The organism is Pedobacter hartonius (genome assembly GCF_900107535.1).
In the GTDB taxonomy this organism is placed as follows: domain Bacteria; phylum Bacteroidota; class Bacteroidia; order Sphingobacteriales; family Sphingobacteriaceae; genus Pedobacter; species Pedobacter hartonius.
On the sequence record NZ_FNRA01000005.1, the window covers coordinates 21205 to 33714 of the forward strand.

Below are 12510 nucleotides of genomic sequence, written 5' to 3' on the forward strand. Positions count from 1 at the left end.
AAATATATTAGCAATATTAGGTATTATTTTTCAATAAATAACATAACCTCTAAAAATAATGATTTTTAATTCGTAAAATGGCTAATTTCTTTAGCTGGTTTGTTCAGGCGCTCAAAATATCTGCAAATGGAAGTGATCGGGCAGATATCACATTTTGGTGAGCGGGCCACACAAATATATCTTCCATGGAGGATAAGCCAATGGTGTGCGATATGGATATCTTCCTGAGGCAAAAATTTCACCAGATCTTTTTCCACTGCCAGCGGTGTTTTTCCGTTAGTGAGGCCGATCCTGTTGGCCACGCGGAAAACATGTGTATCAACAGCCATTGCAGGAGCGTTGTAGATCACCGAGGCGATCACATTCGCTGTCTTTCTGCCCACACCGGGCATCCGCTGTAACTGATCAATATCAGATGGTACCTGACTGTCAAACTCAGTGACCAGCATATTGGCCATTCCTACCAGGTGTTTTGCTTTATTATTAGGGTAACTCACACTTCTGATGTAGTCAAATACAATATCAGCTGTAGCTTCTGAAAGCGCTTTGGCATTTGGAAAGCGCTGAAATAATGCAGGGGTCACCTGGTTGATTCTTTTATCGGTACACTGCGCAGACAGGATTACTGCAACCAGCAGCTGAAAAGGGTTGTTATAGTGCAATTCTGTTTCAGCATCAGGCTGTTTAGCAGAAAAATAGGCTACAAATTGTTTATACCTTTCTTTTTTGAGCATGTGCAAAGATAAAATAAAAAAAGCTGCCAGTAAGCTGGCAGCTCAATATTTTACGCAATCAAAGGGATTTTGAATAGGCAAGTATCCTCGAGATGGTTTCATCCTCAGGGCTCATATTCAGGCGGTCCATTTGTGGCTTAATGCTTTCATAGAACATTAAATCCAGGTCATTAAGAAATTCTCCACTTAAATTTTCAGCTTGCTGATTTAAGTGGTTTAAATCGGGAGTAGAAGTAGATGTTGTTATCATAAGCAATAAACTGTTCTGTTTTAGTTATCAATAGAACGAAACAAGTTACTATTTATTTTGTATCCGATAACAATATTTTTAATCGAATTTTAATTCGCCCGTTAGGTTACCTCTTTCACCTTCATCATCTTACGGAGATTGCTCAGTGCATATCTCATTCTTCCCAGGGCAGTGTTAATGCTCACATCTGTGAGGTCTGCAATTTCTTTAAAACTCAGGTCTGCGTAATGGCGCATGATCAGTACTTCTTTCTGTTCGTCAGGCAATAACTGGATCAGCGTTCTAAGGTCTGTATGGGTCTGTTCACGAAGGATCTTTTCCTCAGCGCTCTCCTCATATACCTGCAGCATATTGAGCACGTCAGTACCGTCTGCACTGGTAATTACCGGGGCACGCTTTTCACGGCGGAAGTAATCGATCACCAGGTTGTGCGCAATACGCATCACCCATGGCAAGAATTTACCTTCCTCATTATATCTGCCTGATCGTAGCGTATTGATCACTTTTATAAAAGTATCCTGAAAAATATCTTCTGCCAGGTACTGATCTTTGACCAGTAAATAAATAGAAGTGTATATTTTGGACTTGTGTCTGTTCAAAAGTTCCTCCAAAACCGACTCATTGCCGGTCAGGTATAACTTCACCAAGTCCTGATCACTATAGGATTGTAAATTCATAGGATTATATGTACTAAATTCCCTTGCTGTTTTGCTAAAAAATACTTAGTAGATGTTTTGTTCTATAGCGTTTCTCCTATGTTTTTTAATGAGATGGATTAATTGTTTACTTATATTTATTCAAAAGAAGGATTTTTTTATCAGAATACAACAATAAAAATACTAAAAAAAATTAAAAGTAGTTGCAGAGCCGTATTTTTGCATTTCCCCAAAAAAACTAATTTTGTGTTTTTTAGGTTATATTTGTAAATCCCATAAGGAATTAAATGAGTAAGGAAACCGAGAAAGATCCACATAAAAATATTATAATAAAGGGAGCCAGGGTACATAACCTTAAAAATATCGACGTTGCCATACCAAAGAACAAGCTGGTAGTCATCACAGGTATGTCTGGGTCCGGAAAATCTTCACTGGCATTTGACACGCTGTATGCGGAAGGGCAGCGGCGTTATGTGGAGAGCCTGTCATCCTATGCACGTCAGTTCATGGGAAGAATGAACAAACCTGATGTTGATTATATTAAAGGAATAGCCCCGGCTATTGCGATTGAGCAAAAGGTAATTACCTCTAACCCCAGGTCTACAGTAGGTACATCAACGGAGATCTATGATTATCTTAAACTGCTGTTCTCCAGGATCGGTAAAACGATCTCTCCTGAAACAGGACAGATCGTAAAAAAAGATACAGTGAGCACTGTTGTTGATTTTGTGTCTGGATTAGGGAATGAAAGTGTAGTAACGATCTTCTGTCCGCTGCACCCGCACAACAACCGTTCGGTAAAAGAAGAGCTTGCCGTATTGCTTCAAAAGGGATTTCTGCGGGTTTACCTGAATGACAAGCTGAGTAAAATTGAGACCATCCTCGAAGATGAGGGTTTTAAGGACTACGAACTTACAGATGCGTCTACCATAAAGATCCTGATTGACCGTATCGTTTTTCATGATGATGACGAGACCATGAGCAGGCTGGCGGATTCTGTTCAGACTGCCTTTTTTGAAGGTAAAGGAGACTGTTATGTGGAGCACGAAGATCAGGTTTCGCATTTCTGCGACCGTTTTGAACTGGACGGGATCAGGTTTGAAGAACCTACCCCTAATTTTTTCAGCTTCAATAACCCGTACGGGGCCTGTAAACGTTGTGAAGGTTACGGGAATGTGATCGGTATAGATGAAGACCTGGTCATTCCTGATAAAAGCAAAAGTCTTTATGACAATGCCGTTGCGCCCTGGAGAGGGGAAAAAATGCGCGAATGGCTGAATAAACTGATCAAAAATGCCGACAAGTTTAATTTCCCTATTCACCGCCCTTTCAGTGAGCTGACGGAGAAGGAACAGCGGTTGGTATGGACGGGAAATAAATACTTTGGAGGACTGGACGATTTCTTCAAAGAACTGGAAGAGCAGACCTATAAGATCCAGTACCGTGTAATGTTATCACGTTACCGCGGAAAGACAATCTGCCCGGACTGTAAAGGGTCCAGATTACGTAAAGATGCTTCTTATGTGAAGATCGCCGGAAAATCTATTGTAGATGTGGTGCTGATGCCCCTGTCATCCATCCAGGATTTCTTTGACAAGCTTGAGCTGTCGGAAACTGATGTTAAAATCTCCAAGTGCTTACTGGCGGAAGTAACCAGCCGTGTGCTTTATCTGAATAATGTTGGCCTTGGCTATTTAACGCTGAACCGGTTATCCAATACCTTGTCAGGTGGAGAATCGCAGCGGATTAACCTTGCTACCTCACTGGGCAGTAGTTTAGTGGGCTCAATTTATGTACTGGATGAGCCCAGTATCGGGTTACACCCAAGAGATACCAATAAACTGATTGAAGTATTGCTGTCCCTGCGGAATGTAGGAAACACCGTTCTTGTGGTTGAACATGAGGAGGAAATGATGAAAGCGGCGGACTATATCATTGATATCGGCCCTGAAGCGGGTACCTTAGGTGGGAACCTGGTTTTCAGCGGTACTTATGACCAGATCATTAAAGACAAGAAAAGCCTGACGGGGCAGTACCTGTCCGGCAGGGAGAGTATCTCAATCCCGGCAACGCGAAGGAAGTGGGCAGACCATATCCTGATCAAGGGGGCAAGAGAGAACAACCTTAAGAATATAGAAGTGAAATTCCCGCTTGGGGTGTTCACGGTAGTAAGCGGGGTATCAGGCTCCGGTAAAACCAGCCTGATCAAAAAGATCCTGTATCCTGCCCTGCAGAAGGCCATTGGCAATTATGCGGGCGAGCAGACCGGTCTTTATGACGGGATATCCGGAAATTACGACCTGATCAGCCAGGTTGAAATGGTGGATCAGAACCCTATCGGGCGTTCTTCAAGATCAAACCCGGTGACGTATGTGAAAGCTTGGGATGACGTGCGGGCTTTGTTCTCTGCACTACCGGCCTCGAAAGCCGCAGGTTTGAAACCGGCAGCCTTCTCTTTCAATGTTGAGGGGGGCCGCTGTGATGTTTGCCAGGGTGAGGGAGAAGTGAAAATAGAAATGCAGTTCATGGCAGACATTTACCTGCCTTGTGAGGCCTGCGGCGGACGCAGATTCAAGCAGCAGATACTGGATGTGACCTATCAGGACAAAAATGTGGCTGACATCCTGGACCTGACCATAGATGAGGCTGTCGCCTTTTTTGCAAATGAACAAAAGATCCTGAATAAGCTGCAGCCGCTGGTAGACGTTGGCCTTGGGTATGTTCATCTGGGACAATCCTCCAATACCTTATCCGGCGGGGAAGCACAGCGGATTAAACTGGCTTCCTTTTTAATTAAAGGCAATAACGCCAGTAAAACGATGTTCATCTTTGATGAGCCTACTACCGGGTTGCATTTTCATGATATCAAAAAGCTGCTGATCGCTTTGAACACGCTGATAGAACAGGGGAATACGATCCTGGTGATTGAGCATAATATGGATATGATCAAATCTGCCGACTGGGTAATTGATATTGGTCCGGAAGGCGGCGATAAAGGCGGAAATGTTGTTTTTGAAGGAACTCCTGAAGATCTTGTCAATGAGAAAACGTCCTACACGGCAAAATATCTGAAAGAACATCTGACACCTTCATTAACAGAGAAATAAATATCTATATTCGCACATGCTTTTTTTAACCTTTTTCCTGGGAATAATTCTTAATTCTATAGGTTATATCCCGCCGGGAAATATTAATCTGACCGTTGTTCAGATCACGGTCACAAGAGGAATCAAGCAGGCGATCTATTTTATTCTTGCCTTCTCAGCCATCGAGGTACTTTTTACCCTTGGGGTAATGCGGTTTGTACAGTGGCTGTCCAGTGAGATCAAGGTGGGGGAATACATTGACGGCGTAATGATCATCATGTTCCTCATACTGGGAATAAGCACCTGGCGCTCACGCAAGGAAATGCCTAAAGCGGACTATTCTAAAAAAGACAGTATCAGGTATGGCATGCTGCTGGGTGTACTTAACCCCATGCAGATCCCTTACTGGCTGTTCGTAGGTACATACCTGATTTCCCATGAATGGATAGACAAGGGGTATATCTCTTTGAGCATCTTTAGTATAGGTTCCGGAATCGGGGCTGCAGTTGCTTTATATGGCTTCGCAAGGTTTGCACAGTATATCCAGACGAAGTTTACGCTGAACAATTATGTGGTGAATAAGGCTATTGCGGGATTGTTTTTCGCCTTGTCTGCCTATCATATCTTCAAGCTGATCTATATTCATTTTATAAAAAACTAGCATTATTTCTTCAGGAATTCCAGGTTCCATATTTTTTCCGCCCTGCGGCCGATGAACCAGAATGATGCCGCCAGGACGCAGAAGAACAAGGCCTTGTGCCAGGTATCCCAGAAGTACTCGAAGTACCGGGTATAGAGATTTAAAAAAAGAAAAGTGATACCAAACTCCCTTGCTACCTCGTCCCTGAACTTCAGCCCGGCCATGATGCTGATTGCACAGGCCGCTGCCGAGATCAGTGCCCAGTAGAACAAACTGATCTGTTTTATGCCATACCATTGGTCCAGCGTCCCGAAGTTCCCGAAAACGGAGATCAGCCAGAGAGAAATAAAGAGGTACATCATGCCACTGATATAGGTGCTGAGGTAAAAGAACTGAAAAGCCTTTACCTTCCGGAACAGCAGTGATATGCCGGTAATCACCAGGCCGAAGATCACAAAACGTAACGGGTAATTCATCCCGAGGAAGTAGAGGTTACCACGGGAAAGGTAACCGGTTTCTGTTCCAAACCAGGCGCCGAGAGAGATCAGTACAAATACCCAGATCAGACGTGATTTAAATACAAAAGCCAGTACGCCATAAACGAAAACGGAAAATAAGATGAGTAGTGAAAAATGACCACTCTGGCTGCCTATGGCTTTGCCAAGGTAAGCAATCGCATTTGCCGTCAGCATCACCGCGGTGAAGATGATCGCATCATTGCTGAACACTTCCATGGGCAATGATTTTTTTCTTTTAAAGCTTAACCAGTACAACATGCCGGCAGCAGCAGCGGATAACAGACTGATCATACTGTCAGGCGTATCATAGAGCTTTTTCAGGTAATCGAGGATCTGGTTGTCAATCAGTAATGCCCCGAGGGAGATCACGCCGCAGGCCATCGCAATCCAGAAAGAATACTGTGCCAGCCTCCGCCAGTCGAACGATTTGGCCTCATAACTTGCTTTTAATTTCCGGACTTCGGCTTCAGTCAGCAGCTGCTCTTCCTGCCAGTGCTCCAGCATTTCGTCTAAAAACTCACTTTTTTCCTGGTCTATCTTCATTATTACTGCAATGAATATTTTAATCGGAATACCGCTTCAACGAAGCTAATCCTCTAAGCGATAACAAAAAAATACTTTTTAAGTTTTCCTGAGCAGGTCCGGGATCTTTTTATTGTTCCCTACGATCCATACAATATCCTCGTTTTCAAATATGAGGTTCGAATCCGGGTTCAGTATCCGTACTCCCTTGCGTTCAATACCTACTACCAGTCCCTGCGTTTGCTCCCTGATCCCGGAGTCGCGGATGGTCTGCGCAAAAACGGGAGAGGAGCTGTTGATGACTATCTTCTGCAGGGTCATGTCCTTTTTTGGGAAATAGGTTTCGTCATTGTCTTTGATGGCACCATTGAACAATTCCTGGATTGCTGCCAGCTGATCATCGGTACCGATCAGCATGACCTTATCATTGGGGTATAACCTTTCATCCCGGCCTGGAGTGGGGATCATTTTAGTGCCCCGCTCAATCAGCGCGATATTTACACCATATCTCTCCCTTACGGCCAGTTCTATAAGTGATTTCCCTACCAGGTCTGATTCCGGGGAAACGGTTAATTCCGTCAGATGGGTATCCCAGGGCAAGATCTCGGGCTGTTTGTTTTGCTCTTCCCTGGCATTCAGGTTATACAGAAAACGATTTTCCATCCTGTCGTAAAAGGCCTGCAGCCTCCTGGAGAAAATTGTCATTGCCAGGATGATCAGCGCCAGCGCAACGATGATCGACGCCCAGGTGCTATAAAACTGGTAGATCAGAAACCCCACGGCAAAGAGGGCCAGGCCTATCCGGAGTATTTCCAGTGAGATCAGCGGCCCGCGGGTATATTTTTTATTGAGCCATAAATGAGCATGTGCCTTCCGTTCTATCCTGCGGATGGCCAGCGCCCATAAGAAAGGGGCCATGACGATCAGTGAGACGATCAGGCTGATGATGATCCCCTTATTGCCGTTGATGATATGCTCGGTGATAAAAGGCTGCAGGTACCTGGAGCCGGCAAAGATAATGGCGATGAGGATCACAGCGTGGATGATCGTATTGAAGGTATAGGCTTTCAGCAGGATCTTCCAGTCGCTCATGGTAGTAATACCCGCCGTACTGCTGCTGTACCTGTTGATTCCCTCTACCCATTTCTGCGGCATTTTCCGTTCCAGGAACAGGTAAAACGGTTCGGAGGTTTTAATCAGGTATGGTGTGGTAAAAGTAGTAATTGCGGATACGGCTACAGCAATGGGGTACAGGAAATCACTGGTTACCTTCAGCGTAATACCCAATGTGGCAATGATAAATGAAAATTCCCCGATCTGGGCCAGGCTCATCCCTGTCTGTACAGCCGTTTTAAGGGGCTGTCCGGAGATCAGTGCGCCCATTCCTGAACTCAGGAATTTACCGATGATCGTGGCTAAAGTGATGATCAGTATGGGAACTGCATAGCTGACCAGGATACCCGGATCGATCAGCATGCCGACAGATACAAAGAATACCGCCGCGAACAGGTCCTTCACAGATTTTGTAAGGTGTTCTATCTTTTCGGCCTGTGTGGTTTCTGCAAGCACGGAACCCATGATAAAGGCACCCAGGGCAGGGGAGAAGCCTACTTTCACTGCCAGCATGACCATGAGCAGGCAAAGGGCAAGCGAAACGATCAGCATCGTCTCATCGTTCATCAGCTTTTTTGTAGCCTTCAGAAAGGTTGGCACCAGGAAGATGCCGCCAATGAACCACAATACCAGGAAAAAGCACAATTTCAGGATAGAGAAGAACATTTCCGCCCCGGCAAATTGTCTGCTGACGGCCAGGGTGGAAAGCAGCACCAGCAGCAGGATCGCTACCAGATCTTCTACGATCAGGACGCCAAATACGAGACCGGCGAATTTTTTGTGTTTTACGCCCAGTTCTTCAAAGGCCCTGATGATAATCGTGGTAGAGGAGACGGACAGGATTCCTCCAAGAAAAATACAGTCCATAAGCGCCCAGCCCATCAGTTTACCCGCCACAAAGCCGATCAGGAGCATAAAAGCGACTTCTACAATAGCGGTGATGGAGGCAGAGCCACCAACTTTAACCAATTTTTTGAAACTGAATTCAAGGCCGAGGCTGAACAATAAAAAGATCACCCCGATCTCCGCCCAGATATGAACGCTTTCACTGTCGGTAACTGTAGGAAAAAAGTGGATATGCGGGCCAACCAGCATCCCGGCCAGAATATAGCCTAATACCAAGGGTTGTCTTATCTTTTTAAAAAGAAGGGTAGTTACCCCTGCGGCCGCGAGTATTAAACCTAAATCGGTTATTAAAACGGGTAAATGTAGCATATAAAATAATCATTGATGAAACCATCATCAGCATACAGCTTAAAATCAGTCATGATATGCTGATGATAGCTTCATGACCGGTAAAAAACAATGATATGCTGACGAAAGATCTGATTATCGTAATATACTAAAATATGGCGTTTTTCAATAAGAAAATGCGCTTTTCTTTTTTTAAATGCGCCCGGAGAAATAGGCCAGGGTATCTTCTTTATCCTTTTGCAGCTGTAATTTCAGGGCTTCCAGTCCGGTAAATTTTACGTCATGTCTCAGGAACTCATGGAAGTTCATCCTGATATACTGTCCGTAAATTTCCCTGTCAAAATCAAAGATATTGACCTCAATATTCCTGGTCATTCCGTTAATGGTGGGGCGCTGACCAATATAGGCCATTGCCTGGTAGGATTGATCTGCCATATCTACCGTTACCGCGTAGATCCCATCTGAGGGAATCAGTTTATAAGGCTGTTCGATGAATATATTTGCTGTAGGAAAACCGATGGTGCGGCCAATCTTGTCGCCCTTAATTACCGGCCCGTATAAGGAGAATGGGTAACCAAGATATTCCGCGGCCAGGCCAACCTGTCCGCTTAACAGTGATTTCCTGATCTTGGTAGAGCTGACAGCCACATCATTGATATCCTGCTCGTCTATCTCTTCAATCTGGTATCCGTAAGGACCGGAGAAGGCAGCGAGGTCTGTCATTCCGCCGGTCCTGTCTTTGCCAAAGCGGTGGTCGTAACCTACGATAATCTGTTTGATGCCTATGGTATCTACCAGGATATTCTTAATGTATTCCGAAGGGCTCAGGTTGGAAAAATCTCTTGTAAAAGGTGTAATGATCAGGTGGTCTACACCCAGTACTGCCAGGATCTCTGCTTTTTCTTCAATGGTATTGATCATCTTCAGGTCCTGGTTTTCAGGATCAATGATCATCCGCGGATGGGGGAAAAAGGTAAGGATCACGCTTTCGCCGCCGGTAGATCTGGCCAGTTCGCAAAGCCTGTTGATGATTTTCTGGTGCCCGAAATGTACGCCATCAAAAGTACCTATGGTTGCAACAGCATTGTTCAACCGCTTAAACTCGGACAGGTGATTATATATTTTCAAAATCTTTAAAATTAATGCAGGGCATGGCGTTTAACCACCCCTCCTTTGATATCGGAAATCTGTTGCTGAACTACAAAGGCATCCGGATCGATCTGCCGGATCTCCGTTTGCAGTTTGCCCATTTCTAATTTGGTCACTACGGTATATAATATATCGATCTCTTTTTTCTCATTGTAGCCGCCCTCGCCTTTATAGATAGTTACCCCGCGTTTCATATTGTTGATCAGGAACTGGCGGATCTCATCCTTCTTCTCAGAAATTACGGTTACCCCGATATACTGCTCCAGGCCATTCACCACAAAATCGATCGTTTTGGAGGCAGACAGGTAAGTCAGTATCGCGTACATTGCTGTTTCCACACCGAGGAAAATTGCTGCCACAGCAAAGATCATGATATTCAGGATCAGGATGATATTGCCTACGGTAAACATGCTGTTCTTACTGATATAGAGTGCAAGTACTTCTGTTCCGTCAATCACACATCCGCCACGCATGGCCAGGCCTATGCCTCCGCCTAAAAACAGACCGCCAAAAAAGGCGATCAGGAGTTTATCATGCGTAACGGGCTGAAAAGGGAGGATGATCAACAACACGGCCAGTACAGCGATTGCGCAGGCTGTTTTAATCGCGAAGGTTTTTCCGATCTGGCTGAAGCCGAGGATCACAAAGGGAATATTGATGATCAGGATCAGATAAGATAGTTTTAATCCTGTCAGGGTACTGATCAGCAGTGAGATACCTGTTACCCCGCCATCGATGAATTCGCTGGGCATCAGGAAACTCTTCAGGCCGAAACAGGCGGAAAAGATGCCGCAGGTGATCAGGAGAAAATCTCTCCCGTACTGCAGGTATTTATTTTTCAGGTGGTTATGCATATCAGGTATTTGCTGATGGGATTGCGGCGGCTTCCCTTTTACTGCGAAGATAGTCAACGAGATCTGTTACCTCAAATGCATTTTCCAAAAGAAAATCACCGCTGCGGGTACGTGTGAGCTTAGACAGGTATGCGCCATTATTCAGGTGTTTGCCAAAATCTGACACGAGCGATCTGATATAGGTACCTTTGCTGCATACAATGCGGAAGTCTACCTCCGGCAGGGCAATGCGGGTGATTTCAAAAACCGGGACATTTACAAAACGAAGCCTCAGTTCCTGCTCTTCACCCCTTCGGGCCTTGACGTACAAACGCTCTCCGTTTACTTTTACTGCGGAATGGGCTGGCGGGTACTGCTGGATCTCACCAATAAAGGGCGCAGTGGCGGCATATATTGCCTCCCCGGTAATTGCGTCCAGCGGATATTCTGCATCTACGGTAGTCTCCAGATCAAAGGAGGGTGTGGTAGCACCAAGGATCATGGTGCCGGTATATTCTTTATCTTCTGCCTGGAAGGTATCGATCTGTTTGGTCAGCTTTCCCGTACAGAGGATCAGCAGGCCTGTAGCCAGCGGATCAAGTGTGCCGGCATGGCCAACTTTTAATTTGAGGGGTTTTAAGGAGTTTCTAATCTTCCCCACTACATCAAAACTTGTCCACTTATAGGGTTTGTTGATGAGTAACAACTCGCCTTCAGCAAAATTGAAGGTTCTTTCCATTAACTTTTCTACGCTCAAAACGATGATCTAAATTAAGCGGCAATTTACACAATTATATGATCTGCAGGTCATGCCCGCTGTAGATAAGCAGGATAATGATGATTCCTGCGATGATCCGGTACCATCCAAAGAGTTTGAACCCATTTTTGTTGAGAAAGCCGATAAAGCTTTTTATCGCCAGTAAGGCAACAATGAAAGCAATTACATTGGCTACCAGCAGGATCTGAACTTCCTGATGTGAAACGGTATGGCCGGCTTTGTAAAAATCCAGTAACTTTTTGGCAGTTGCGGCAAACATGGTAGGCACGGCCAGAAAGAAAGAGAATTCGGCAGCAACCTTCCTGCTTAATTTTTGTGTCATTCCGCCAACAATACTGGCACCGGATCTTGATGTTCCCGGAATCATGGCCAGACATTGGAAGAACCCGATCTTTAAGGCGGTAAGGTAAGTAATTTCTTCTTCGCTATGGATGGTAGGCTCACTAAACCATTTATCCACAAATAAAAGGATAAAGCCACCAATTACAAGGGAAATTGCGACAGTCATCGGGCTTTCCAGCAATTCATCGATCTTATCGCTTAACAGGTAGCCGAACACTGCTGCAGGAATAAATGCCACGATCAGCTTGTAGTAAAAATCAAGTGTTTTGAAAAAACGTTTGAAATACAGAACAACTACAGAAAGGATGGCTCCGAGTTGTATGACAATTGTAAAAAGTTTAACAAAAGGATCAGACGCTATTCCCATATAGGAAGAGGCAAGGATCATGTGACCGGTAGAAGAGACGGGTAAAAACTCCGTTAGTCCCTCTATCACAGCGAGAATAATTGCTTGAATGAAATTCATGAAGGGCTTACTTTTTCAGGACTGCGTAGATACCGAAACCAAATCCAAAGAGCACTACCATAGGAGCGATCATGGTTTTTCTTACGTCATAGATGTCTGTAGTACCCATCATCAGTATGAAACCAAAGGCTACAATTGCAATACTGATCAGCAGCAGCTGATAGTTCTTTTTGGTGAAAACCAGTTCATTCTTAGGGTCCTGGTTTGCAGGTGTTGCTTTTTTCTCCAT

12 protein-coding genes are annotated in these 12510 nt (G+C 44.7%); 2 read left to right on the forward strand and 10 right to left on the reverse strand.

What is annotated here, in order from left to right:
- Positions 1 to 65: 65 nt before the first annotated feature.
- From nth to BLW16_RS10465, 3 genes are all read right to left on the reverse strand, one after another.
- Positions 66 to 734, reverse strand: coding sequence for an endonuclease III (gene nth, locus BLW16_RS10455; protein ID WP_090556536.1), 669 nt, complete (start codon positions 732 to 734; stop codon positions 66 to 68).
- A gap of 58 nt (positions 735 to 792) precedes the next feature.
- Positions 793 to 984, reverse strand: a complete 192-nt coding sequence (locus tag BLW16_RS10460; protein ID WP_090556537.1) for a hypothetical protein — start codon at positions 982 to 984, stop codon at positions 793 to 795.
- 101 nt (positions 985 to 1085) lie between these two features.
- Positions 1086 to 1661, reverse strand: coding sequence for an RNA polymerase sigma factor (locus tag BLW16_RS10465; RefSeq protein ID WP_090556538.1), 576 nt, complete (start codon positions 1659 to 1661; stop codon positions 1086 to 1088).
- Positions 1662 to 1927: 266 nt separating this feature from the next.
- Here BLW16_RS10465 and uvrA point away from each other — a divergent pair, with 266 nt between their 5' ends.
- Both uvrA and BLW16_RS10475 read left to right on the forward strand, forming a co-directional pair.
- Positions 1928 to 4747: an excinuclease ABC subunit UvrA gene (uvrA, locus tag BLW16_RS10470; RefSeq protein WP_090556539.1), complete on the forward strand. Its 2820-nt coding sequence runs from the start codon at positions 1928 to 1930 to the stop codon at positions 4745 to 4747.
- 16 nt (positions 4748 to 4763) lie between these two features.
- Positions 4764 to 5387 (forward strand): LysE family transporter, encoded by a 624-nt coding sequence (locus BLW16_RS10475; RefSeq protein ID WP_090556540.1) that lies wholly within the window; start codon positions 4764 to 4766, stop codon positions 5385 to 5387.
- 2 nt (positions 5388 to 5389) lie between these two features.
- Here BLW16_RS10475 and BLW16_RS10480 read toward each other — a convergent pair whose 3' ends face one another.
- The 7 genes from BLW16_RS10480 to BLW16_RS10510 all read right to left on the reverse strand — a co-directional run bounded on the left by BLW16_RS10480 (position 5390) and on the right by BLW16_RS10510 (position 12510).
- Entirely contained in the window at positions 5390 to 6427 is a 1038-nt protein-coding gene (locus BLW16_RS10480; RefSeq protein ID WP_090556541.1) for a DUF2157 domain-containing protein, read from the reverse strand.
- Positions 6428 to 6505: 78 nt separating this feature from the next.
- Positions 6506 to 8734 (reverse strand): monovalent cation:proton antiporter family protein, encoded by a 2229-nt coding sequence (locus tag BLW16_RS10485; RefSeq protein WP_090556542.1) that lies wholly within the window; start codon positions 8732 to 8734, stop codon positions 6506 to 6508.
- Positions 8735 to 8905: 171 nt separating this feature from the next.
- Positions 8906 to 9841, reverse strand: a complete 936-nt coding sequence (locus tag BLW16_RS10490; RefSeq protein WP_090556543.1) for a bifunctional riboflavin kinase/FAD synthetase — start codon at positions 9839 to 9841, stop codon at positions 8906 to 8908.
- Between the two features lie 11 nt (positions 9842 to 9852).
- On the reverse strand, positions 9853 to 10716 hold the full coding sequence (locus BLW16_RS10495) for a YitT family protein (protein ID WP_090556544.1): 864 nt from the start codon (positions 10714 to 10716) through the stop codon (positions 9853 to 9855).
- A gap of 1 nt (position 10717) precedes the next feature.
- Positions 10718 to 11434 carry a tRNA pseudouridine(55) synthase TruB gene (gene truB / locus BLW16_RS10500; RefSeq protein ID WP_090556545.1) on the reverse strand — a complete coding sequence of 239 codons (717 nt, stop codon included), beginning with the start codon at positions 11432 to 11434 and terminating at the stop codon, positions 10718 to 10720.
- Between the two features lie 52 nt (positions 11435 to 11486).
- Positions 11487 to 12281 (reverse strand): undecaprenyl-diphosphate phosphatase, encoded by a 795-nt coding sequence (locus BLW16_RS10505; RefSeq protein WP_090556546.1) that lies wholly within the window; start codon positions 12279 to 12281, stop codon positions 11487 to 11489.
- A gap of 7 nt (positions 12282 to 12288) precedes the next feature.
- A complete protein-coding gene (locus BLW16_RS10510; protein WP_175470549.1) occupies positions 12289 to 12510 on the reverse strand; it encodes a DUF3098 domain-containing protein in 222 nt (73 codons plus the stop codon).